A 23,929-nucleotide genomic window follows, 5' to 3' on the forward strand; every position below is an offset into this window, starting at 1 on the left:
GCGGGCCGCACCTGCGCCGGCGTCAGCCCAAAAAACGAACGATCGTTCGATTCTAGGCAAGCATCGCCCGCGCCCGTCCCACTGCTGCGCGGCGATCAGCGCCCGCTGCGGTCCAGCAGCTCCGTGTCCTTGAAAGCCTTTGGCACGTCGGCGGCAGCGGGGTTCAACTTCGCCTCGGCATACAGCCGCGCGGCCTCGGCTGGATCCACCGGCGCCTCGGCGCGTGGCGCCGGCCGCGGCGCGGGCCGCACGGCCAGGCGCAGTTCATGGTTCTCGCGTTGCAGTTGCTCGATCTGCCGGCGCGCCTGAGTCAGTTGTTGCGCGCCGAGCTGGCGGGCCTGCTCGGTCGCCTGGTGGCGTTGCGTCTCCTGCCTGATGCGGCCCGAGAGCCACGCATACGCGCCAACGGCCGCCAGCATGCCGCCCGCCAGCAGGCCGCCCAACAGCGGCCACAGTTGATCGTTGTCCATGCGACGCCCCCTCCCCGGGCGTTCTTCAACCTTGTTGTGCGTGCCACTGTAGTGGCAGGCCGTCATCCCCCCGTGAGCGAATGACGGGCCGCCACAATGCCGGCCACCATGCTTCTCCTGCTCCACCCCCTCTGCACCGCCCCCGGCCGCCGCCCGTTGTGGCGTGCGTTGCTCGCCCTGCTGCTGCTGGTTATCACCTGGCTGGCGCTGACGCCGGCCCCGCCCAAGGTCGCGGACCTGGGCTGGGACAAGGCCAACCACCTGTCCGCCTTCGCGGCACTGACCTTCTGCACCGTGTGGGCTTTCTGGCCGCAGCCGCGCCAGTGGCTCTGGGTCGCGCTCGCGATGCTGGCCTACGGCATCGGCATCGAGATCGCCCAGAGCTTCCTGCCGCCGCGCGAAGCCGACTGGCACGATGTCGTGGCCGACAGCGTCGGCATCGCGCTGGGCCTGCTGACCGCCTGGCCCATTGCCCGGGTCAGGCGCTGATCGGGCGGTCGGCGTCGTCCTACAGCCTGTGGCGTCGCACTGACATACCGTTGGCAACAGCATGCGCTACGGTTGCCACCCATGCCCACCGACCTGCTTCGCGCGACGCGCGCCCACACGCTGGCCCTGGCCGCCCCCCTGTCGGACGAAGACGCGCAGCTGCAGTCCATGCCCGACGCCAGCCCGGCCAAATGGCATCTGGCACACACGACATGGTTCTTTGAAACCCTCGTGCTGGCGCCGCACTTGCGCGGCTACCGGCTGTTCGACGAGCGCTGGCCGCCGCTCTTCAACTCCTACTACGAGAGCCTCGGCCCGCGGCACGCGCGGCCTCAGCGCGGGCTGCTGAGCCGGCCATCGCTGGCCGAGGTCAAGGCCTACCGTCAGCACGTCGATGCCGCGCTGGCCGACCTGCTGCCCACGGCCGATGCCGCCACGCTGGCGCTGATCGAGCTGGGCTGCCACCACGAACAGCAGCACCAGGAGCTGCTGCTGACCGACATCCTGCACGCCTTCTCGTGCAACCCGCTGCTGCCAGCCTACGAGGCCTCACCGCCCGCGCCCGTGCAGCCCGCGGCGCAGGCGTGGCTGAGGCACGAAGGTGGCATCGCCGACATCGGCCACGGCGGTCCGGGCTTCGCCTTCGACAACGAAGGCCCACGCCACCCGGCGCTGCTGGCGCCCTTCGAGATCAGCAACCGCCTCGTCACCTGCGGCGACTTTGCCGACTTCATCGAGGCCGGCGGCTACCGCGAGCCTCTGCTGTGGCTGTCCGACGGCTGGGCGCTGGTGCAGGCTCAGGGCTGGCAGCGCCCGGCCTACTGGCTGGACGACGGTCGCGTCTTCGGCCTGCATGGCGCCCGGGCCATGGACCCGAACGCGCCTGTCATGCAGCTCAGCTTCTACGAGGCCTGCGCTTTCGCCGAATGGGCCGGCGCCCGGCTGCCCACCGAGTTCGAGTGGGAAGCGGCATGCGGCTTGCCCGGGTTCGCGCAGGCTGCCGACCAGGCCTGGCAATGGACGCGCTCCAGCTATGAGCCCTACCCCGGCTTCAAGACGGCGGCCGGCGCGGTCGGCGAGTACAACGGCAAGTTCATGGTGGGCCAGCAGGTGCTACGCGGCGGCAGCCTAGCGACACCCGCGGGGCACGCACGGCCGAGTTACCGCAATTTCTTCCCGCCGGCGGCGCGCTGGCAGTTCAGTGGAGTGAGGCTCGCACGATGAAACCAGGAATCGAATGGCGCCAGCCGCGGGCTTCGGCCGAGACGCAGCAGTTCGCGGCGGACCTGCATGCGGCGCTATCGCGCGCACCCAAGTCCATCTCGCCCAAGTACTTCTATGACGAGACCGGTTCCCGGCTGTTCGAGCGCATCTGCGATCTGCCCGAGTACTACCCGACCCGCACGGAGCTGGCCCTGCTGCGCACGCATGCGGCGGACATGGCGTCGCACTTCGGCCCGCGCGCGCAGCTCGTGGAATATGGCGCCGGCGCGCTGCTGAAGGTGCGCCTGCTGCTGGATGCGCTGCCACGCGAGTCGGTGCAGTTCGTGCCGGTGGACATCTCCGGCCCCCACCTGCTGGCCGCGTGCGACGGCCTGGCGGGCGACTATGCCGGCCTGGCGATCCAGCCGCTGGTGGCCGACTTCACTCGCCCGCACACGCTGCCGCAGTGCCCCGCGGGCAGTCGCCGCATCGGCTTCTTCCCCGGCTCCAGCATCGGCAACTTCACGCCGGCCGAGGCCGACGCCTTCCTGCGCCTGGCTGCGGCTGAGCTTCGGGGCGGCGGCCTGCTGATCGGCATCGACCTCGTCAAGGACCATGACGTGCTGCATGCGGCCTACAACGACGCCGACGGCGTCACGGCCGCGTTCAACCTCAACTTGCTGGAGCGCGCCCGCCGCGAGCTGGGTGCCGAGTTCCCGCAAGACGGCTTCGAGCACCTGGCCTTCTACAACCCAGCCTACCGCCGCATCGAGATGCACCTGCGCGCTACCCGGCCGCTGGACCTGCAGCTGGGCGGCGAGATCTACGGGTTCCACGAAGGCGAGACGCTGCACACCGAGCACTCGCACAAGTACACGATCGCCGGTTTCCAGGCCATGGCGGCACGCGCCGGCTTCCAGCCCGGCGCGGTATGGACCGATCCGAAGCAGTGGTTCGCGCTGCTGTGGCTGAAGGCATCAAGCACCTGAGAACAGGCGCTTGAAGCCGGTGTGGGGGACAGCCCGCCGCATCGCGAAGCCGCACCGTGGTGCTGGCGACAATGCCGGGCTGGACCGCCAGCCCCATGACCTTTCCCGCACCCAAAGACGACACGGCCGCCCCCGCTGACGGCCGCCCGCTGACGCAGCTGCTGCAAGCCTGGCAGGCCGGCGACGCCGCGGCACTGCAGCGCCTGCTGGGCTGGGTTCAGGCGGAGCTGCTGCGCCTGGCGCAATCGCGCCTGCGCGGCCAGAACAGCGCCACGCTGGGGCCTGAGGACCTGCTGCAGGAGTCGCTGCTGAAACTGCTCGCCAGCACGCCCGACTGGCAGGACCGTCAACACTTCTTCGCCACCGTATCGCTGGCGATGCGCCAGGTGCTGGTGGACCACGCCCGCCGTCGCCAGGCCGGCAAGCGTGCCGGCGGCGCGGGCTGGCAGCTGGTGGACGAGACCGTGTCAGGCGCCGGCGAGGAGGCGCAGACCGCCGACCTGCTGACGCTCGAACGGCTGCTGCAGCAGCTCGAGGCGGAGGACCCGCGGGCGGCGCAGGTGGTGCAGCTGACGTATTTCATCGGGCTGGAGCGCGAGGAGGTGGCGGCGGTGATGTCGCTATCGGTGGCCACCGTGGACCGCGAGCTGCGCCATGCGCGGGCCTGGCTGTCGGCCGGCCTGGGCCGCGCGACCATCGAGGCCTGACGCGGGTGACCGCTCCCAGCCGTTACGCACGCGGCAAGGCGCTGTTCGACGCCCTCGTCGAGCTGCCCGACGCCGCCACGCAATGGCAGGCGCTTCAGGCGGCGGACGCCGACGATGCGCTGCGCAACGACGTCTGGGCCCTGCTGCAGGCGCACCGCGAGACGACGCGCATCGGCTCGCCCATCGCCGCCGTGTCGCACCAGTGGAGCACCACGCCGGAGCCGCTGCAGCCGGGCGACCGTCTCGGTCCATGGCGGCTGTGCAGCGACCTTGGCGAGGGCGGCATGGGCCGCGTCATGCGGGCCGAACGGGCCGACGGCGCCTATGAACAGCAGGTGGCCGTGAAGCTGCTGCGCAGCCGAGGTGATGCCGGCTCGCTGGCCCATCTGACGCGCGAACGCCAGATCCTCGCCGGCCTGCGCCATCCGCACATCGCGCGGCTGTTCGACGGCGGCAGCACGCCCGGCGGCCAGCCCTACCTTGTCATGGAACTGGTGGACGGCGAGCCCATCGACCGCTGGTGCGCGCAGCAGGCCGCGCCGCTGACGACCCGGCTGGCGCTGCTCGACCAGGTCTGTGATGCCGTCGCCCATGCGCATGCGCGACTGGTCGTGCATTGCGATATCAAACCGTCCAACGTGCTGGTCGACGCGGAGGGTCAGGCGCGCCTGCTGGACTTCGGCATCGCCCGCCTCACCGACGGCGACACACCGGACGCCCATCCCGCACTGACACCGGCCTACGCCAGCCCCGAACAGCTGGCCGGCGCCGCACCGGGCACGGCCAGCGACATCTACAGCCTGGGCCGCCTGCTGCAGGTGCTGACACACGGGCACGAGCCACCGGGGCTGCGCGGCCGGGCACTGCAGGCCATCATCCACAAGGCGCTGGCGGCTGAACCCGGCGAACGCTACGACAGCGTGGGCGTAATGCGGGCGGACCTGCAGCGCCTGCTGCACGACCGCCCCGTGCACGCTTGGCCGGCCGGCCCCGGACGGCGCGGCTACGTGCTGGCGCTGGCCGCGCGGCGGCAGTGGCCCGCCTGGCTGGCCGCGGCCGGCGCGGTGGCGATGGCGGCGGCCTTCACCGCAGGGCTGGCGCAACAGCGCGACCGTGCCCGCAGCGCCGAACAGGCAGCACTCCAGCAGCGCGAGCATGCGCGCCGGGAAGCCGAAGCGGCCCAGCAGATCAGCCGCTTCGTGATCCGGCTGTTCGAAGGCGCAGACTCCGAGAATGGCGCACTGCGCGCCGCCGACACGCCGGTGCGACTGCTGCTGGACCGCGGCCACGCCCAGCTCCAGCGCGAGCTCCAGGACCGGCCCGCCCAGCGCGCCCGGCTGCTGGACGTGCTGGGCACGGTGTACGAGAACATCGGCCAGCTAGATGCCGCCGCGCGTGCCTATCGTGAAGCCATCGCACTGGAGGCCGCCGCCGGCCCCGAGCGGCGGACACAGGAAGCGGCCCTGCTCTACAAGCTGGCCTTCACCTTGAACCGCCAGGGCCACTACCAGGCCGCCGCAGCCGCCGCCGAGAGCTGCCTGGCGTTGCGCGAACAGCTCGCCGACACGACGGCCACCGACCTGGCCGACGCCCACAACGCGGCCGGCATGACGTTGGGCAATCTCGGGCGCCTGGCGGCCGCTCGCCAGCACCTGGAACGCGCGCTCGCGCTGCGCCGCGCGCAGTTCGGCGACACGCACACGCAGGTGGCGCAGCTGCACAACAACCTCGCGCTGTGGGCGCTGATGGCCGGCGAGCCGGTGGAGGCCGAGCGGCAGGCGCGCGAAGCCGTCGCCATCGGCCGCGCCCTGCCCGCGCTGCCGGGCCTGCACCACAGACGCCTGACGGTGCTCGCCCAGGCGCTGATGGCCCTGGACCGGCTCGACGAGGCCGGGCTGCTGCTGCAGGAAGCAGCCGCAATGGCGCGTGAACGCTACGGCGCCGATGCCACCTACCTGCATCGCGTGCTGCGCGAGACGGGTGAGTTGCAGGCCCGACGCGGACAGTGGGCCGCCGCCGTGGTCACCTACCGCGAGGCGCTGGCCGCGGCCGAGCAAGGCGGCGACACGGGCAACCCGGTGCACGCCCTGACGCTCAGCCGCATGGCCGTGGCGCTGGCCGGCATGGGCGACGCACGCGCGGCCGAAGCGGCACACCGCCAGGCGCTGGCCGCGCTGAAGGACGCCGGCGACCCGCTGGGCGAGGCCGAGGCACAGGCGGCCTATGCGGCCTGGCTGCAGCGCCAGGGCCGGGCCGCCGAAGCCAGGCCGCTACGACAGGCCGCGGCCGCCACGCGCGAGCGCCTGCTGCCGGCGGGCCACCCGCTCCGGGCCACTAGCCCCTCCAACGCCCCCTGATCGCGGGGGACGGTGGGGCGTGGCTGACAGGCGGCCCCGCTTTCCTGCGTTGAGGCCACCACGGCGGGCTTCGCGGCCCGCGCCACGCCTCACCCGGAGAAGACTGATGAAAGCATTCCAACGCCTGGCGCTTTGCGCCGCCCTGTCGACCGCCCTGCCTGCGTTTGCGGACCTGATCGATGACCTGAACGGGGACGGAACGACTGCGCCGCCGACGCCGCGCGTGTGGTGGACGGGCGGCCCCAAGGTATCGGTGGACCAGCCGCGTTTCCGCCTGGACCTGAGCCAGAACTGGAGCTCGGCGCTGGCCATGCCGGACGACGTGGGCTTCGGTTCCGGCGCCCGAACGACCTCGCTGACCAACGGTGGCAGCTTCGTGGCACGCAGCATGCGCTTCGATGGCTACGAGGCTTACACGCTCGACGGCAATGCCATCCAGCTGCAGGGCAACCTGTACAACGGCAGCACGGTGCGCCAGATCATCGCGGCCGAGCTGGTGCCCACTGGCGGCAGCTCGCAGTCCTGGGACGGTGGTGGCGCGGGCATGGACGTGCGGCTTACCTCCCAGGTCGCCGACCGGCTGACGATGATGAACATCAACGCCAACGTCGTCGGCACGTTCAAGCTCAAGCGCGAAATCATGTCGCCCGACTACGGCCGGGGCGTGGCACTGAACCTGACCTATGGCGGACTCAACACGCCCGGCGGCGCGGCCATCACCGGCGGCTGGGAGCAGGCTTCCATGCTGCTGGTGCGCAGCACGTGGACGAGCGGCAACACCTTGCAGATCGGCGGCGGAACGAAGAGCGCGCAGGTCGAACTGCAGAAATCGGCCCGCATCGATGCGCACCAGCTGACGCTGGCCCAGAACGGCCGCCTGACGCTGGACGGCGGCGACCTGAGCTTCGACAGCATGAGCCGCAGCGGCAACGGCCTGCTGAACTGGGTGCGCGGCACGGTCGAGGCGCGCGGCGCGCTGGAGCTGGGCGCGCTCGGTCCCACCGTCGCACTCAGCAACGACCGCTTCCTCAAGGTGGCCGGCACCCTCACGGTGGCCAGCGGCCAGACGCTGACGATGACCGGCAAGAGCCTGCTGACGACGCCCGAACTGCACCTGGCCGGCGGCGTTCTGCAGGTCAACATGCTGGGCGGCGAGGCCCCGGTGCTCAGCGGCTACGGCCAGTGGCGGGGCAGCGTCACCGGCGCCACCACCATCAACGCCGCCGGCGGACGACTGCGCATCGGCGACGAGACGCGAGCCGGTGCGGTGATGCTGTCCGGCCCGATGACGCTCGCCGCCGGCGCCAGCGTGCAGTTGGACAGCCTGGACCTGGCCCACCTCGGCAGCAGCACGACGCTAGTGGCTGGCAACGTCCTCGCGTCGGCGCATGGCATCGCGCTCGATACCGGGCGCCAGCTGTTCGCGCGCAACGGCGGCACGCTGCAGGGCCTGTTCGTCAACGACGGGACGGTGAGCACCCGCCGGCGCCAGGGCGGCAGCAGCGCGGGCGCCGGCCTGCTGACGCTGGTCGGCGACGTGACAGGTACCGGGCGCTTCGACGGCGCCTTCAGCTTTCTCGACGGGCTGAGCCCGGGCGCCAACCTGGGCACCGGCATGGGCACGCTGGCTTTCGGCGGCAGCGAGGTCTGGCTGGGCCCGCAGTCCAGCCTGACGCTGGACATCGCCGCCGGCCCGAATGGCTGGACGGGCGACCGGCTCGACGGCATTGGCCGCCTGCATGCCGGCGGCGAGCTGCACCTGCGCTTCCACGGCGTGGTGCCGCAGGCGGGTCAGAGCTGGCAGGCGTTGAGCTTCAGCCAGCTCGACGGCAGCTTCAGCCACATCACCCTGGAAGGCCTGGACGGCTGGCAGGTGGACGGCACGCAGTTGCTGGCCAGCGGCCGCATCAGCGTCACGGCCGTGCCCGAGCCCGCCTCGGTGGCGCTGCTGGCCCTGGGTCTCGCCGTGCTGCCCTGGTGCCGCCGCCGGTCGAGCTCGTGGAATCAGAACGCGGCTCGCTGAACGGCCCAGCGCCTGGCGACGCCGGCTGGCGCTTCAGTCCCGGCGCACCCGAGCGCAAGCGGGAGTGCGCCGACGCCAGGCGGCGATACCCCCCAGCGCGAGGCTCCCGGCCAGCAACTGCGCCACGCGACCGGGTTCGGGGACCGGCAACGGTGCGGCGTTGAAGACGACCGGCACCTCGGTCAGTCCCGCGGCTGTGACGGACACCTCCATGTAGCTGGCAGGCGTCAGGAAATCGGCGAAGTACGGATTGGCGTAGCCACCCGCTGTGGCAAAGCCAAAACCGTTCATCGTCAGCTGCCGCGTGCTGTCGACGCGGATGAGGTTGTCCACTGCAAAAGGCTCGTTGCCCGGAATGGCGCTCCCCGCGGGATGGAGGGCAACGATGGACTGACCGTTTCTCGTGCCGGTGAGGGACGTTATCGCATGGAAGCCATTGGCGTCGGCCTGGTCCGCTACGACGAAGCTGCCTTGCGCCGCGACGCCGACGCCGACGCCGACGCCGCTATAGCCCCACTGCCAGGTGGTGTCCGCCGACGCTTACTGGGCCATGGAGCACCCCGCCACGCAACCCGCGGCGATCAGAACCTTCAAATCCATCGCGTCCTCCCACAATTCAAGCTCGCCGGGATTTATCCCGGCGAACCCTCTCCTGGTCGAGCCGCCACGGACATCGTGGCCATCAGCGTGGCCAGAAGCGCGAGGTCGACGGGTTTCACGAGGAAATGGTCGAAGCCCGCGCGCCGGGCGCGCTCGCGGTCGCCGGCCTGCCCGTAGCCGGTGACGGCCATCAGCACGGTGCCGGCCGTGGCGGCATGGCCGCGCAGCTGCTGGGCCACTTCGTAGCCGTCCATGCCGGGCATGCCGATGTCGAGAATGACCACCTGCGGATGCCACCGATTGGCGCGGTCCAGCACGTGCATTGCGACCGTTTCGATGGCGACGTCATGCCCTTCGCTCTGCAGCAGCAGCGCCAGCATCTGCGCGGCGTCGACGTTGTCGTCGACGACGAGGATGCGTTTGCCGGGGCTCATCTGCTCCGCCTGCAGCGGTGGCTCGACGGGCAACACGGAAGCCTGCACCAGCGGCAGCCGGACCGTGAATCGGCTGCCGTGGCCCGGCCCCGCGCTTTCGCAAGCCACCGTGCCGCCATGCAGTTCGGTCAACCGTTTGACGAGGGCGAGGCCAATGCCCAGGCCGCCCTCGGCCCGGTCGGCGCCACGCTGGGCCTGCACGAAGAGCTCGAAGATGTGCGGCTGCACCTCCGGCGCGATACCGATGCCGTTGTCGCTGATCCACAGCTCGACGTGGCTGTCGCCCGTCGTCATGGACAGCGCGATGTCGCCGCCGTCGGGCGTGTACTTGGCCGCGTTGGTCAGCAGGTTGGCGACGATCTGGACCAGCCGCTTGCGGTCGCCCAGCACGACGGGGTTGTGCGCCGAGAACCGCGATGCCAGCCGGTGGCGGCGCGACTCCATCAGCGGGCGCACCTGCTCGATCGCATCGAAGGCCACCGCGGCCATCGCCTGCGGCTGCCGGTCGATCTCCACAAGTCCGCGCGTGACGCGCGACACGTCCAGCAGATCGTTCACCAGTGCGGCCATGTGACGCACCTGCCGTGCGATGGTGGCGCTCGCCGTCATGACGGCGACGGAGTCGGCACGGCCTGACCGCAACAGCTCGGCCGCGGAGCTGATCGGCGCCAGCGGATTGCGCAGCTCGTGTGCCAGCATGGCCAGGAACTCGTCCTTGCGCCGGTGCTCCAACTGCAATTGCTCGGCCAGCGCCTGGGCCTCGCGCTGTGCGCGCACCTGGTCGGTCACCTCGTGGAAGAACACCAGGATGCCGGTCGTGCGCCCCTCCGCGTCGCGTGTGGGCTGGTAGACATAGTTGAAGAACTTCTCTCGCAGCACGCCCTGCTCATCGACCAGCTGTGCCACCTCGCCGCGCCCGACGTAGGCCTCGCCCGTGCGGTAGACGTCGGCAAGGATCTGCAGGAAGGGCTGGCCCTGCAGCTCGGGCAGCAACTCCCGCAACGAGCGGCCGATGACGATGCGCCCGCCGACGCTGGCCTGGTACAGCGGGTTGGCCAGCGCGAAGACGAGATCGGGCCCCTCCAGCAGCGCGATGCCGGCAGGCGCCTGCAGGAACAGGTCCGACAGGGAGGCCTGCTGCCGCTCGACGGCCCGCTGCATGGCCAGCTTCTGCAGCAGCCCGGCCACCTGGCGCGCGACGCTGCGCTGGAACTCGCGGTACTTATCGTCGAAATGCAGTCGCGGGTTGATGCCCAGCGCCAGCGCGCCGACGATGCGGCGCTCCTGCAAGGACGGCAGCGGCAGCACGTGAACACGGGGTTGGTCCAGAAGCACCGACTCCCCGGTGGCACAGGCACGTATGGCAGCACTCCGTACCTGTTGTAGCTCGGTGTCGTGCCAAAGCCTGCCGATGACGCCCACCAGCGCATCGCATGAGCCCGGCCGTTCGCCGTCGAGAAACAGCGCTGCGCTCGGCACGTCCTCGCTGGCGGCCTCCAGAACGCGCAGCACGTCGTCAGCGCTCCGTGCGCCATGCCGGTCGGGCGTCAGCTCGGCCAGCACGGCGGTGCGCCGTTCGCTGAGCACCGCATCGGTCACCTCGAACACCGGCTGCAGGATGCCGGCTATGCGCCCCTCATCGTCACGCAGCGGGCTGAAAGTGAACGTGAAATAGGCATCCTCCTCGAAGCCGTACCGCGTTACGGAGATCGGCTCCCGCACCACCTCGACGACCTCACCGTGGTCCAGCACGCGGCGCATCCACGGATAGATCAGCGGGTAGGTGTCGGGCCAGCAGTCGCGGTAGGGTGAACCGAAATACCGCGGATGCCGCGGCCCCATGATGGCCGCATAGCCGTCGTTGTAGATCTGGATCTGCTCGTCGCCCCAGAAGATGATCGCCGGCGATGGCATCTCCATCACCATGGCGGCATGACTGCGCAGGCTGGTGGGCCAGTTTTCCATCGGCCCCAGCGCCGTGCGGCGCCAGTCGGTGCTGCGCAGCAGCGAGGCCGTGGCGCTGCGAAGGACGCGAGCTTTCATGCGGGGAGCGCCGGGGCGCGGGTCCGGACGAGTGCGGCAGTGTAGGCCGCCCGTGGCCACATCATCCCGTCGCTGAGGCGATCTCCTAACGCCACTGCCAGGTGGCCGCGTAGCCATCTCGCACAGCGAGGTGTCAGGCCGTACCAAGCGCCGGCGCCGGCAACACTTTGTTCCCAGTCGTGTATCTGAATGGCGAGGACCAGCCGAGCCTCGCTGGCAGTCCTCGCCGGCATGACCTACCTACTTCATTGCTTCTTCCGTGATCCGAACATGGGCGTCGGTCACGTGCAACCCATAGGTCTCAATGTCGTCGAGACACTCCTCCACATTGAGTCCGGGCGCCTTCTCTCCGCGATGTAGGTCAAGCGCTTTGAAGCTGACCCATGGCGCGTATTTTTCAGGAAGATTCGAGGCGTCGGAATTTTCCGTGACGCCAAAGATGCGGCCAGAGCCGCGAAAAATGAACAGCTGCATTGTGTATTCCGGAAGTTGAAACTTCAGTCACTTGGGCAAACCTCCTTTCATGAAGTAGCTGGAATTGCGCGCCGGCTGCTAACTTGAGCAAACAGCAACGGCGAGCATCGAACACCGCCCGCACCATCCCGCTTGATGAACGGGGAAGTCCATACGGAGTTTCAGGCCTCGCCCGCGACATTGAGGACACCCGCTTCCGAAGCGCGGAAGCCGCACTCGGCATAGAAGGGCTTGAGGTGCGGCTCGTAGTCCACATGCACCCACGCGACTCCGCGCAACCTTGCTTGGCGAGTTGCTTGGTTCACCAACTCCTTGCCGATGCCTTGGCGTCGCTGTTCCGGGTGCACGGTGGTATCGAGGATGAAGGCGTGCGTCTTTCCGTCCCACGCGACGTTGACGAAGCCAATGAGCTTCGTTCTTCGGTAGGCGCAGACATAAGCCATGCTGTAGCTCAGAATGGCCTTGAAATCGCGGGGGCGATGACCTGGCCACGAGGCAGTGAACAGCTCGTTCAACTCTAGGTTGTCCACCGGCTCGGAGACCGTGTATTCAATGGATGAACCGGGACTCACGATGCTTCTGCCTCGACCCTGCTATTCGCTTGAGAAACGCTTCATCCGAGCTGCGTCGTGAGTTGGTTCCACAGAAAAGCCAACCCCAACATCGGTCGAAGTCCACGGCGATTCTGACCGTGGGAGTCGACCTCGCCAAGAACGTTTTTGCGGTTCACGGCTTCAATGAAGTGGGCCGGGCCGAGTAGGTGCGCCCTGCCGTGCTGCGGACGGACAGTGAGTCCGCACGGCGCGGGTGCCGCCGGGCTACTCGGACGTTTCCACGACCACGATCTGCACCGCCCGTGCTGAGCTGGGCGGCGGCGCGGTGCGCCGCCCGCTCACCACGCTGGCGACGGCTGCGCCGGCTACTTGCTGATCAGATCGCCAGCCGCTCCCGCACCCCGTCCGCCGCCATGTCCTTGCCGCGGCCACACATGACGATCTCGCCGCGCTGCATCAGCAGGTACTGGTCGGCCAGTTCGGCGGCAAAGTCGTAGAACTGCTCCACGAGCACGACGGACAGTCCCTTGTCGTGCGCGAGGTGTTTGATGACGCGGCCGATGTCCTGGATGACATTGGGCTGGATGCCTTCGGTCGGTTCGTCCAGCAGCAGCACCTTGGGCCCGGGCGCGAGAGCGCGGGCGATGGCGAGCTGCTGCTGCTGGCCGCCTGAGAGGTCGCCGCCACGGCGGCCGCGCATCTGGTCGAGCACCGGAAAGAGCTGGAACAGCTCTGGTGGCAGCGGCGTGCTTGCCGGCTGGCTGGCCAGGCCCATCTGCAGGTTCTCCATCACCGTGAGGCGGCCGAAGATCTCGCGCCCCTGCGGCACGTAACCGAGGCCGGCGCGCACGCGCTGGTGTGAGCGCAGCTTGGTGATGTCGCTGCCCGCTAGCGTGATGCTGCCGCGGCTGGTGGTCACGACGCCCATCAGGCTCTTCAGCAGCGTCGTCTTGCCGACGCCGTTGCGCCCGAGGATGACCGTGATCTCACCGGGCTGCAGTGCAAAGCTCAGGCCCCGCAGGATGTGCGAACCGCCGTAGTGCTGGTGAAGGTCGTCGACCTTGAGGATGTCATCGGCCAAGGTACACCTCGATCACCTTCTCGTCGGATTGAACTTGCGCCATCGTGCCTTCGGCCAGCGTCTTGCCCTCATGCAGCACCGTCACCGTGCGGTGCGTGCTGGCGAGCGTGGCCACGAAGCTCATGTCGTGCTCGACGACGACGAGGCTGTGCTTGCCTTCCAGGCTCAGGAACAGCTCGGCGGTCCGCTCGGTCTCTTCGTCGGTCATGCCGGCGACGGGCTCGTCGAGCAGCAGCAGCTTGGGGTCCTGCGCCAGCAACATGCCGATCTCCAGCCACTGCTTCTGGCCGTGGCTGAGCAATCCGGCGCCCCGGTCACGCTGGTCGGCGAGGTGCACCGTCTTCAGCAGTTCGGCCAGCCGATCACGCTGCTCGCCGGTCAGGCTGGCGCGCATCGCGAAACGGGCACGGCGGTCGCCGGCCAGCGCCAGTTCCAGGTTCTCGGCCACGGTCAGCGCCTCGAAGACCGTGGGCTTCTGGAACTTGCGGCCAATGCCGGCGCGGGCGATCTGCTGCTCGTTCATCTGCCGCAGGTCGAGGTTGCTGCCGAAGAAGACGCGGCCGCTGTCGGGCTTGGTCTTGCCGGTTATGCAGTCCATCGTCGTCGTCTTGCCGGCACCGTTGGGGCCGATGATGCAGCGAAGCTCTCCGACGCCGATCGTGAAGCTCAGGCCGCCCAGCGCCTGGAAGCCGTCGAACGCGACCTTGAGGTCTTCCACGTACAGCGCCACGCCCTGGTTGAACACCGGCTCGCCCGAGGTGGCGATGCGCGTGAACGCGCGAGCATGGGCCTCGGCACCCGCTTCTAGCAACTCAGGAGTCATTTCTTGAACCTCCGCGCCAGGCCCACCAGGCCGGTCGGCAGGAACAGCGTCACCGCGATGAACAGCGCGCCGAGCACGTACAGCCAGCCCTCGGGCCACACGGCCGTGAAGACCGACTTGGTGCCGTTGACGAAGAACGCGCCGAGCACGGGGCCGATCAGCGTGCCGCGCCCGCCGACCGCCGCCCAGATGGCCATCTCGATGCTGGCCGCAGGGCTCATCTCGCCGGGGTTGATGATGCCCACCTGCGGCACGTATAGCGCGCCGGCCAGCGCGCACATGACGGCAGAAATGACGTAGGCGCTGAGCTTGAAGGCCACTGGGTCGTAGCCCAGGAAGCGCACGCGCCCTTCGGCGTCGCGGATGGCCTGCAGGATGCGGCCCCAGCGGCTTTGCGTCAGGGCGCGAGCCACCAGGTAGCAGCTGATCAGCGCCACGCCGCTGGCGACACACAGGCCCACCTTCATGCCCGGCGTGTTCAGCGGCATACCGGCGATGCGCTTGAAGTCGGTGAAGCCGTTGTTGCCGCCGAAACCCGTCTCGTTGCGGAAAAACAGCAGCATCGCGGCCACCGTCAGCGCTTGCGTGATGATGGAGAAATACACCCCCTGTATGCGCGAGCGGAAGGCGAACCAGCCGAACACCGCGGCAATCAGGCCGGGTACCGCGAGCGCCAGGATGAGCTGGGCGACGAGCGAGTCGCTGAGCGCCCAGTGCCAGGGCAGCTCCTTCCAGTTCAGGAACACCATGAAGTCCGGCAGGTCCGACTGGTATTGCCCTTCGCGGCCAATCTGGCGCATGAGGTACATGCCCATGCCGTAGCCGCCGAGCGCGAAGAACAGCCCGTGGCCCAGCGACAGAATGCCGCCGAAGCCCCAGATCAGGTCCAGCGCCAGCGCGCAGATGGCAAAGCACAGGAACTTGCCGAGCAGGCCGACGTAGAACTCGCTGAGGTGCAGCGGGTGGCCAGGCGGGAAGACGAGATGCAGCAGCGGCGCGAGCAGCAGCACCGCGGCCACGGCGATCAACAAGGGCTTCTTCATTCGACGGACCTGCCCTTCAGTGCGAACAGGCCTTGCGGCTTTTTCTGGATGACGAGGACAAGCAGCATCAGCAGCGCGATCTTGGCCAGCACGGCGCCCTGCCAGCCTTCCAGCAGCTTGGACAGCACGCCCAGGCCCAGGCCCGCGTAGACCGTGCCGGCGAGCTGGCCGACGCCGCCCAGCACAACCACCATGAAAGCGTCGACGATGTAGCTCTGGCCGAGATCCGGGCCGACATTGCCGATCTGGCTCAGGGCACAACCGGCCAGGCCTGCGATGCCCGAGCCCAGCGCGAAGGCCATCGTGTCGACTTGCGCGGTGTTGACACCCACACAGGCCGCCATGCGGCGGTTCTGCGTGACACCGCGCACCATGAGGCCCAGCCGCGTCTTGGCCAGCAGCGCGCCCATGCCGAGAAGTACCAGCGCTGCGAACGCAAGAATGGCCAGCCGGTTATAGGGCAGCGTCAGGTTGGGCAGCAGCGCCCAACCGCCGGACAGCCACGCGGGGTTCTCGACCGCCACGTTCTGCGCGCCGAACAGGCTGCGTACCGCCTGCATCAGCACGAGCGAAATGCCCCAGGTGGCCAGCAGCGTCTCCAGCGGCCGGCCATAGAGCCAGCGGATAACGCTGCGCTCCATGGCTGCACCGACGAGCGCAGCGGCAAGAAAGCTGGCCGGCAGTGCGACCCACAGGTAGTAGTCGAAGGCGCCCGGTGCCCAGGCACGGAAGGCCTGCTGCACGCTGTAGGTGGCGTAGGCGCCGACCATCAGCAGCTCGCCGTGGGCCATGTTGATGACGCCCATCAGGCCGTAGGTGATCGCCAGGCCCAGCGCCACCAGCAGCAGCACCGAGCCGAGGCTCAGGCCCGAGAACAGCAGCTGCGCGCGCTCGCCCCAGGCCAGGCGCGCGCCGATGGCGTCGATGGCCTGCTGCATGGCCACCTTGGTGGCAGCGTCACTCTCGCTGCCGAGCTTGTCGAGCAACAGCGCGCGGGTGGCCGGATCGGCACTGCCCGCAAGTTCCAGCGCGGCGGCCTTGCGCTGCGCCGCGTCGTTGGACGACAGCTTGGCACCGGCCACGAGTGCATTCAGTTGCGCCTTCAGCGCGGCGTCGCTTTCGGCCGCTAGCGCCTTCTCGAACAGCGGCAGCTTGGACGCATCGGCATCGTCGCGCAGCGTGGCCAGCGCCTTGGCGCGAACGTCGCGGTCCTTGGACAGCAGGTCCAACCCGGCCAGCGCGCTCTCGACCTCGCGCCGCATGCGGTTGTTGAGCATCGGCTCTTCGGCATCCGCCGGCGGCGTGGTGCCTTCCGCGATGACGAGCGCCTGACCCGCCTTCAGGCGGACGCGCCCGTCCTGCAGCGCGCGAAGGAAGGGCCCGAGCGATTCATCGCCCGCCGCCAGCGCCTGCTGCAACGCCGCGACGCGGTCATCGCCCTCGCCCGCCGCGATGCGGTTGGCCAGCTCGGGGGGCAGGGCCCACGCCGAAACCAGGCCCAGCGCCAGCACGCACCCAACAAATAGTCGTTTGATCATGAAGATCCAAGCGAACACAAACAGCGCCGTGCGCAGCACGCGCGCTCCTCAAGCGGCTGCCATGGATCCGGCTTTGCCGGTCCATCGGCAGCGCCCCCTGGGGGGAGGCGCCTTGGCGCCTCGGGGGCTTACTTCGCCGGCTCGTCCTTCTTGCCCTTGTTCTCGGGGATGTACGGACTCCACGGCTGGGCCTTGACCGGGCCCGGCGTCTTCCACACCACGTTGAACTGGCCGTCCGCCTTCACTTCGCCGATGAACACCGACTTGTGCAGGTGGTGGTTCTTCTCATCCATCTTGGACGTGATGCCCGACGGTGCCGTGAAGGTCTGGCCGGCCATCGCGGCGATGACCTTGTCGGTGTCCGTGCTGCCCGCCTTTTTGACGGCCTGCGCCCACATGTTGATGCCGATGTAGGTAGCTTCCATCGGGTCGTTGGTGAGCGGCTTGTCCTTATGGCCGGCGATGCCCTTGGCCTTGGCGTAGTCGCTCCACTTCTTGATGAAGGCGTCGTTGGCCGGGTTCTTGATGGACATGAAGTAGTTCCATGCGGCCAGGTGGCCCACCAGCGGCTTGGCATCCACGCCGCGCAGTTCTTCTTCACCCACCGAGAACGCGACGACCGGCACGTCGGTCGCCTTCAGGCCTTGGTTGCCCAGTTCCTTATAGAACGGCACGTTGGAATCGCCGTTGATGGTCGACACGACAGCCGTCTTCTTGCCTTCAGCCGAGAACTTCTTGATCTTGGCAATGATGCTTTGGTAGTCGGAGTGTCCGAACGGGGTGTACTCCTCCATGATGTCCTCGTCCTTGATGCCCTTGGAGTGCAGGAAGGCGCGCAGGATCTTGTTGGTCGTGCGGGGGTAGACGTAGTCAGTGCCCAGCAGCACGAAGCGCTTGGCGGCACCGCCGTCCTTGCTCATCAGGTATTCGACGGCGGGAATGGCCTGCTGATTGGGCGCCGCACCCGTATAGAACACGTTCTTGGACAGCTCTTCACCCTCGTACTGGACGGGGTAGAACAGCAGCGAGTTGGTCTGCTCGAAGACCGGCAGCACGCTCTTGCGGCTGACCGACGTCCAGCAGCCAAACACGACGGCAACCTTGTCCTGCGAAATGAGCTGCTTGGCCTTTTCAGCGAACAACGGCCAGTTGGAGGCCGGGTCCACCACCACGGGCTCCAGCTTCTTGCCGAGCAGGCCACCCTTGGCATTGATCTCGTCGATGGCCATAAGCACCGTGTCCTTGAGCACGGTCTCGGAGATGGCCATGGTGCCGGACAGCGAGTGCAGCACGCCGACCTTGATGGTGTCGGCGGCAAAGGCGGCGGGAGCGAACAGGCTGGCAGCGGCGGCCAGGGCAAGTGCGGAACGGCGAAGCATCGTTGAATCCTCCAGTGTTGGATGTCGAGGGGTCGGAGTAGCCGTAGGGGCTAAGCGCAAGCGCCGTGCCAGCCCATGACCGATGTCACACCCTTCAGCACCGGCAGATGCGCACACATCTGGCCCATTCAGCACCCATGTCGTGCGTCAAGCACCAGTGGAGCGCCAAACAGGCCTCCGGCCGCACGGAAACGGCCCAGCACGCCCCGGTTTAGGCGCCTGCTGACCACCGCGTGAGCACGTCAGACCGCCGCGGTGATGACGCCGTCGCAGGGACCGAAGCCAAGGCGCCGGAAGCCTGGCTTCTCGGCAAACGCCCGCAAGCCAAGCTGGTCACCGTCGCGCAGGAAGGTGCGCTGCTCGCCGTTCGCCAACGTGACCGGCTGCCTGCCGCCGGCCGTCAGTTCCAGCAGCGATCCGGCCTCTTCCGGCGCCGGGCCGCTGATGGTGCCGGTGCCCAGCAGGTCGCCCGGCTGCAGGTTGCAGCCGTTGCTAGCGTGGTGCGTCAGCATCTGCGCCAGCGACCAGTACGCATGTCGCAGGTTGGAGCGCGAGAGGCGGGTCGGCGCCGCCATCGCGGTGGTCTGCAGCCACACTTCCAGCGCGATGTCGTAAGCCGCGCCGGCGCGATGGGTCGGCGAGTCCAGGTAGGGCAACGGCTGCGGGTCTTCCGGCGGCCGCGTGAACGGCAGGCGGAACGGCTCCAGCGCCTCCATCGTGACGATCCACGGCGAGATCGTCGTGCCGAAGTTCTTCGCGAGGAACGGGCCCAGCGGCTGGTACTCCCAGGGCTGGATGTCGCGGGCCGACCAGTCGTTGAGCAGCGTCAGGCCGAACGCATGGTCGTCGGCCTCGTCGATGGAGAACGGCTGGCCCAGCGCATTGCCGGGGCCGACGAACAGGCCCAGCTCCAACTCGCAGTCGATGCGCGCGCTGGGCTGGAAGACCGGCCCGTCGGCATCCGGTGGCTTGACCTGGCCGCGCGGCCGGCGGATGGGCGTGCCGCTGACCACGATGGACGAGCTGCGCCCGTGGTAACCGATGGGCACCCACTGATAGTTGGGCAGCAACGGGTTGTCGGGGCGAAACAGCCGCCCCACGGCGCGGGCGTGGTGGATGCCGGTGTAGAAGTCGGTGTAATCGCCAATGCGGCACGGCAGCGCAAACTCGGCCTGCGCCTGGAGCAGCAACGGGATCTCCGGCGCGCCGGCCTTCAGCGCGTCGAACAGCCGGTGGCGCAACGCCACGCGTTCGGCACGCGGCCGGCCCATCAGTGCGTTGAGGTCGTCGATGCCCCAGCCGGCGAGGTCCAGGATGCGATCGCCGATGCCGACACCGATGCGCCAGGGTGCGAGGCTGCCGCGCTCGCGGAAGCGGCAGAACGGCAGGTTCTGCAGCGGGAAGTCAGTGGCGGGGTCGTTGGCGGCGGCCACCCAGGACAGGGCCGCGGGGTCGTGCGTGTGGTCAATCATGGCTGGAACTGGTCCTTCAGGTCTTGCCAGCAGTCGGCATAACTGGCCTCCAGCGGCGCCTCGCGCAATGCCCATGGCGTGGGCTTGAGCGGCCAGCGCGTCTCGAACATGAAGGCCAGCGTCGCGTCGAGCTTGTGGGGCTTCAGCTCGGCATTGCTGGCCTGGCCGAAGGCCTCGCTGTCGGGGCCATGCGGCACGTAGCTGTTGTGCAGGCTGGCGCCGCCCGGCTTGAAGCCCCCGGGCTTCGCGTCGTACTGGCCCGTCACCAGGCCCATGAACTCGCTCATCACGTTGCGGTGGTACCAGGGCGGTCGGAACGTGTCCTCGGCCACCATCCAGCGCGGCGGGAAGATGACGAAGTCCACGTTGGCCCAGCCGGGCGTGTCGCTAGGGCTGGTCAGCACCGTGAAGATGCTCGGGTCGGGGTGGTCGAAGCTGACCGTGTTGATCGTCATGAAGCGCGCCGTATCCCAGCGATACGGCGCCAGATTCCCGTGCCAAGCGACGACGTTGAAGGGGCTGTGTTCTTGCGTGGCGCGCCACAGCCGTCCGCCGAAGCGCTTGACGATTTCGTACCCGCCGGCTTCCGGCTCATGCCAGGCGACCGGCGCCTCGAAGTCGCGTGGGTTGGCCAGGCCGTTGGAGCCGATGGGCCCCAGCTCCGGCAGCCGGAAGGCGGCGCCGCAGTTCTCGCAGACATAGCCGCGCGCCAGCGCGTCCAGCGGGTCGACCTTGAACGCCATGCCGCGCGGCAGCAGCACGATGAAGCCAGGCGCCACCTCCAGCCGGCCCAGCTCGGTCGTCACGAGCAGCCGCCCTTGCTGGGGCACGATCAGCATCTCCGCATCGGCATTGACGAGCGCGCGGCGGCCCATCGCGCGGGTGGCGACATAGGCCAGCGCGCCCATGCCTTGCACGCCAGGCTCGCCATTGACGGCGTAGCTGCGCAGGCCGTCGATGAAATCGCCGCCGCCGTCCACCGGCAGCGGGGCCCAGCGCAGCGGCTCGGGCGGCGCGGCCTCGCCCTCGGCGGCGCCGCTCTTCCAGCCGCCGTGCGGCAACGGCGCATAACGGCCCACGACGACGGCGGGCCGGCGGCGGTACATCCAGGTGCGACGGTTGTCGGCCCGCGGCGCCGTGAAGGCGCTGCCGGACAGCAGTTCGGCATACAGGCCCAGCGGCGCCCGCTGCGGGCTGTTGCGGCCGATGGGCAGCGCGCCCGGCTCGGCCTCGCTGCTGTGTTGATTGCCAAAGCCGGTCAGGTAAGTCAAAACGGTCATGGTGTCCGGTCAGCCATCGCGGCTCGACCCGAAGCGGTGAACCCGGCAATTTAGCGCGCGGCGGCGGTACTTCGGCCGGGGGCTTGCAGGTGTTGACGCAGCCGGCCACGGCACGCCGATTGCCGCGTTTGGGCTGCTCGTCACCTCCATCCCACACCGCCGTGGACTACCACTCTCCCAAACGCGCCGTGAATCACCTGCTGCTGCGCTACGCCGGCCAGCAGCAGCGGCCGGTGTTCTTCGACATCGACGTCGTCTACCCGTCGCTGCGCGCGCTGGAGCGCGCTTATGCGCTGATCCGCGCCGAGTGCGATGCGCTGCTGGCCGAGCGGGTCGACATGCCGCGCTACCACGACGTGAACCGACCCGCCACGGCCATCTCCGCGACGACCCCGGGGGATTGGAAGGTGTTCATGCTGGAGCTGCTGGGGCACCGTCCCGGGACCAACCGCGCACTCTGCCCGGCCACCTGCGCGGCGCTGGCCGAGGTGCCTGGCGTACTGCAGGCGTTCTTCTCCGTGCTGGACCCGGGCAAGTCCATCCCGGCGCACGACGGCCCCTACTTGGGCTATCTGCGCTATCACCTCGGCGTGCGCGTGCCGCGCCGCAACCCACCCATCATCCGCGTGGCCGGGCAGCGCTACGAATGGAAGGAAGGCGAAGGCGTGCTGTTCGACGACTCCTGGCCGCACGAGGTCATCAACGAGGCCAGCGAGCCGCGCGTCGTGCTGATCGTCGACGTACCCCGCCCGCTGCCGCTGCTGCCGCGGCTCGTCAACCACTTCGTGCTGTGGGGTCTGGCGGCGCCGCTGTACGGCAAGAAAGTGGTCCAGAAGGCCGACCGCCATGGCGGCGACCTGCTGGCGTGACGCGGGCCGGCCCCTCGGGCCGGCCCGCGAGCCGCTCAGGCGGCGTAGCGCGACGCGAGGCGGTTCATGTTGCTCATCGAGAGGCGGTGCATCTCGATCAGCGCCGTGAGGCCGTTGCGGTGCAGTTGCAGCACCTTGTCATCGGCCAGCTCGGCGTACTTCTTCTCGTCCAGAGCGAGGAAGCCTTCGACGTCGATCTTCTCGCCGCCGGGCAGCGTGGCCTCGAAGCGCATGTCCTGCAGCAGGTCCAGCTCGACGAGCAGGTTGCAGATCAGCCGCGTGCGCTCGGACTCCTGCTCGAAGTTCTCGAGGAAGGTGCGCGCGTTCAGCAGGAACTCGGTCGGCTCGCCGTCCTTGAACAGCGCCTCGCCGCTGGCGTCGTTGAAGCCGCTCCACTTGGCGTCGTAGCAGACGGCCAGGCTGTCTTCGCGGCTGCCGTCGATGCGGGCCATCGCGAAGGGGTAGCGGCGGATGTAGGCCGGCACGTAGTTGCCGGTCCACTTGTCGCCGTCGACGAACAGGTTGGAGCCCGGCTTCAGGCCCAGCACGGCCAGCGGCGCGATGGGCGCCTTGCCGTCGGGGCCCGGCTGGCCGGCGCGCACGAAGACGACGGGATATTCCTTGCAGGCATCACCGAACTCGACCGCGGTCAGGAAGACCGAGTTCTGGTCCGCCACCTGGCCGACGACGGCCTTGTTGACGTCCAGCTTCAGGTTCTTGTGGACTTCACGGTCCAGCGGCTGCAGTTCGCCGTACATCGGGGGGTTGCTCATGTGTTTCTCTCTTCAGGTTCCTCGGCCAGCCGACTGACCAGCACTTTATCCACACGCTTGCCATCGAGGTCGACGACCTCGAATCTCCAAACGTCCCACTCCACCACGTCGGTCGTGCGCGGCAAGCGCCCCAGCAGCAGCATGATCATGCCGGCCAGGGTGTTGTAGCGCCCACGATCCTCCTCGGGCAGTTCCTTCAGGCCCAGGCGGTCCTTCAGCTCGGGCACGGGGATCAGGCCGTCGATCAGCCAGCTCCCGTCCTCGCGCTGCACCGCCCAGGCATCGCCGTCGCTCGGGGCATTGAACTCCCCGGCGATGGCTTCCAGCACGTCGCGCACGGCGATGACGCCCTGCACCTCGCCGTACTCGTCGACGACGAAGACCAGCGGCGCATCCGACACGCGGAAATGTTCCAGCAGCTCCATGCCCGACAGCGTCTCGGGCACGAACAGCGGCGCCTCCAGGCCCACGGTCAGGTCCAGCGGCTGGCCTTCGAGCATGCGCGCCAGCAACGTCGGCGCGTTGGCCACGCCCAGTACATCGTTCAGGCCGCCGCGGCAGACCGGATAGCGGCTGAACCCATGCTCGCGCAGCACGGCCAGCACCTGGGCGGGCGTCGCGTCGGCATCCAGCCAGGCGATCTCGGCGCGCGGGATCATCATCGAGCCGATCTGGCGCTCGTCCAGGCGGAACACGTTGCGCACCATCTGGTGCTCGTGCTGCTCGATGACGCCAGCGTCCAGGCCTTCCTCCAGGCTCGCGGCGATCTCTTCTTCCGTCACGCCGCGCGAGCCCTTGTTGCGAAGGCCCAGCAGGCCCAGCGTCGCCTCGGTCATGAAGCTCAGCGCCTTCACAAGCGGCCGTGCCGCGATGGAGATGAAGTTCATCGACGGCGCCACCAGTCGCGCCACCGTCTCGGGGTAGATCTGGCCGACGCGCTTGGGCACCAGCTCGCCGAAGACGATGGTCAGCAGCGTGATGATGACGACCACCAGCGCCGTGGCAGCGATGTCCGTGGCATGCGGGTTCAAATGGAAGGTCTCGGTCAGCCACTTCGACAGCGGGCCCGAGAACGCAGCGTCACCGACGATGCCGTTCAGCACGCCGATGCCGGTGATGCCGATCTGCACCGTGGACAGGAACTTGGTGGGGTTGTCGTGCAGGTCCATCGCGGCCTGCGCGCCGCCCTCGCCGCTTTCCACCATTACCTGTAGCCGCGCCTTGCGGCTTGCGGTCAGGGCCATCTCCGACATTGCGAACAGGCCGTTGATCAGAATGAGGAAGAGAACGAGAGCGGTGTCCATCTAGGGCGCCGGGCCGGCAGACTG

21 protein-coding genes are annotated in these 23,929 nt (G+C 68.7%); 7 read left to right on the forward strand and 14 right to left on the reverse strand.

Annotation, left to right across the window (positions count from 1 at the left end):
- Positions 1-95 precede the first annotated feature (95 nt).
- Complete coding sequence (locus LXT13_RS09490) at positions 96-470, reverse strand: hypothetical protein (RefSeq protein ID WP_233371683.1); 375 nt, start codon at positions 468-470, stop codon at positions 96-98.
- Positions 471-578: 108 nt separating this feature from the next.
- Between LXT13_RS09490 and LXT13_RS09495 the strand changes: the two genes are divergently transcribed.
- The 6 genes from LXT13_RS09495 to LXT13_RS09520 all read left to right on the forward strand — a co-directional run bounded on the left by LXT13_RS09495 (position 579) and on the right by LXT13_RS09520 (position 8,238).
- Positions 579-959, forward strand: coding sequence for a VanZ family protein (locus tag LXT13_RS09495; protein WP_233371684.1), 381 nt, complete (start codon positions 579-581; stop codon positions 957-959).
- An 81-nt stretch (positions 960-1,040) separates the two neighbouring features.
- Positions 1,041-2,183 carry an ergothioneine biosynthesis protein EgtB gene (gene egtB / locus LXT13_RS09500; RefSeq protein WP_233371685.1) on the forward strand — a complete coding sequence of 381 codons (1,143 nt, stop codon included), beginning with the start codon at positions 1,041-1,043 and terminating at the stop codon, positions 2,181-2,183.
- The gene (gene egtD / locus LXT13_RS09505; RefSeq protein ID WP_233371686.1) at positions 2,180-3,151 is read left to right on the forward strand and encodes an L-histidine N(alpha)-methyltransferase; all 972 of its coding nucleotides are present in this window, start codon (positions 2,180-2,182) and stop codon (positions 3,149-3,151) included. Before egtB ends, egtD begins: the two co-directional genes overlap by 4 nt.
- Before the next feature lie 95 nt (positions 3,152-3,246).
- Entirely contained in the window at positions 3,247-3,858 is a 612-nt protein-coding gene (locus LXT13_RS09510; RefSeq protein WP_233371687.1) for an ECF-type sigma factor, read from the forward strand.
- 5 nt (positions 3,859-3,863) lie between these two features.
- Entirely contained in the window at positions 3,864-6,215 is a 2,352-nt protein-coding gene (locus LXT13_RS09515; RefSeq protein ID WP_233371688.1) for a protein kinase domain-containing protein, read from the forward strand.
- Positions 6,216-6,321: 106 nt separating this feature from the next.
- Complete coding sequence (locus LXT13_RS09520; RefSeq protein WP_233371689.1) at positions 6,322-8,238, forward strand: PEP-CTERM sorting domain-containing protein; 1,917 nt, start codon at positions 6,322-6,324, stop codon at positions 8,236-8,238.
- Between the two features lie 33 nt (positions 8,239-8,271).
- Here the strand turns inward: LXT13_RS09520 and LXT13_RS09525 are convergent, their stop codons facing one another.
- From LXT13_RS09525 to hmgA, 11 genes are all read right to left on the reverse strand, one after another.
- On the reverse strand, positions 8,272-8,571 hold the full coding sequence (locus tag LXT13_RS09525) for a hypothetical protein (protein WP_233371690.1): 300 nt from the start codon (positions 8,569-8,571) through the stop codon (positions 8,272-8,274).
- 299 nt (positions 8,572-8,870) lie between these two features.
- Positions 8,871-11,315 (reverse strand): hybrid sensor histidine kinase/response regulator, encoded by a 2,445-nt coding sequence (locus tag LXT13_RS09530; RefSeq protein ID WP_233371691.1) that lies wholly within the window; start codon positions 11,313-11,315, stop codon positions 8,871-8,873.
- 240 nt (positions 11,316-11,555) lie between these two features.
- On the reverse strand, positions 11,556-11,789 hold the full coding sequence (locus tag LXT13_RS09535; RefSeq protein WP_233371692.1) for a hypothetical protein: 234 nt from the start codon (positions 11,787-11,789) through the stop codon (positions 11,556-11,558).
- A 161-nt stretch (positions 11,790-11,950) separates the two neighbouring features.
- A complete protein-coding gene (locus tag LXT13_RS09540; RefSeq protein WP_233371693.1) occupies positions 11,951-12,361 on the reverse strand; it encodes a GNAT family N-acetyltransferase in 411 nt (136 codons plus the stop codon).
- A gap of 358 nt (positions 12,362-12,719) precedes the next feature.
- Positions 12,720-13,412: an urea ABC transporter ATP-binding subunit UrtE gene (gene urtE, locus LXT13_RS09545; protein WP_233371995.1), complete on the reverse strand. Its 693-nt coding sequence runs from the start codon at positions 13,410-13,412 to the stop codon at positions 12,720-12,722.
- 1 nt (position 13,413) lies between these two features.
- The gene (gene urtD / locus LXT13_RS09550) at positions 13,414-14,247 is read right to left on the reverse strand and encodes an urea ABC transporter ATP-binding protein UrtD (protein ID WP_233371694.1); all 834 of its coding nucleotides are present in this window, start codon (positions 14,245-14,247) and stop codon (positions 13,414-13,416) included.
- Positions 14,244-15,290: an urea ABC transporter permease subunit UrtC gene (gene urtC / locus LXT13_RS09555; RefSeq protein WP_233371695.1), complete on the reverse strand. Its 1,047-nt coding sequence runs from the start codon at positions 15,288-15,290 to the stop codon at positions 14,244-14,246. The genes urtD and urtC overlap by 4 nt, the downstream gene beginning before the upstream one ends.
- Positions 15,287-16,828, reverse strand: coding sequence for an urea ABC transporter permease subunit UrtB (gene urtB, locus LXT13_RS09560; protein ID WP_233371696.1), 1,542 nt, complete (start codon positions 16,826-16,828; stop codon positions 15,287-15,289). The genes urtC and urtB overlap by 4 nt, the downstream gene beginning before the upstream one ends.
- Positions 16,829-16,956: 128 nt before the next feature.
- Positions 16,957-18,207 carry an urea ABC transporter substrate-binding protein gene (gene urtA / locus LXT13_RS09565; protein WP_233371697.1) on the reverse strand — a complete coding sequence of 417 codons (1,251 nt, stop codon included), beginning with the start codon at positions 18,205-18,207 and terminating at the stop codon, positions 16,957-16,959.
- Positions 18,208-18,449: 242 nt separating this feature from the next.
- Entirely contained in the window at positions 18,450-19,679 is a 1,230-nt protein-coding gene (fahA, locus tag LXT13_RS09570; RefSeq protein WP_233371698.1) for a fumarylacetoacetase, read from the reverse strand.
- Complete coding sequence (gene hmgA / locus LXT13_RS09575; RefSeq protein WP_233371699.1) at positions 19,676-20,959, reverse strand: homogentisate 1,2-dioxygenase; 1,284 nt, start codon at positions 20,957-20,959, stop codon at positions 19,676-19,678. Before hmgA ends, fahA begins: the two co-directional genes overlap by 4 nt.
- 161 nt (positions 20,960-21,120) lie before the next feature.
- On the opposite strand from hmgA, the gene LXT13_RS09580 reads away from it, so the two are divergent.
- Positions 21,121-21,828, forward strand: coding sequence for an aspartyl/asparaginyl beta-hydroxylase domain-containing protein (locus LXT13_RS09580; RefSeq protein ID WP_233371700.1), 708 nt, complete (start codon positions 21,121-21,123; stop codon positions 21,826-21,828).
- Positions 21,829-21,863: 35 nt separating this feature from the next.
- Here LXT13_RS09580 and LXT13_RS09585 read toward each other — a convergent pair whose 3' ends face one another.
- Both LXT13_RS09585 and LXT13_RS09590 read right to left on the reverse strand, forming a co-directional pair.
- Positions 21,864-22,601, reverse strand: a complete 738-nt coding sequence (locus LXT13_RS09585; protein ID WP_233371701.1) for a SapC family protein — start codon at positions 22,599-22,601, stop codon at positions 21,864-21,866.
- Positions 22,598-23,905, reverse strand: coding sequence for a hemolysin family protein (locus LXT13_RS09590; protein WP_233371702.1), 1,308 nt, complete (start codon positions 23,903-23,905; stop codon positions 22,598-22,600). Before LXT13_RS09590 ends, LXT13_RS09585 begins: the two co-directional genes overlap by 4 nt.
- Positions 23,906-23,929 lie beyond the last annotated feature (24 nt).

This window comes from Pelomonas cellulosilytica (assembly GCF_021353265.1).
GTDB lineage: Bacteria > Pseudomonadota > Gammaproteobacteria > Burkholderiales > Burkholderiaceae_C > Pelomonas > Pelomonas cellulosilytica.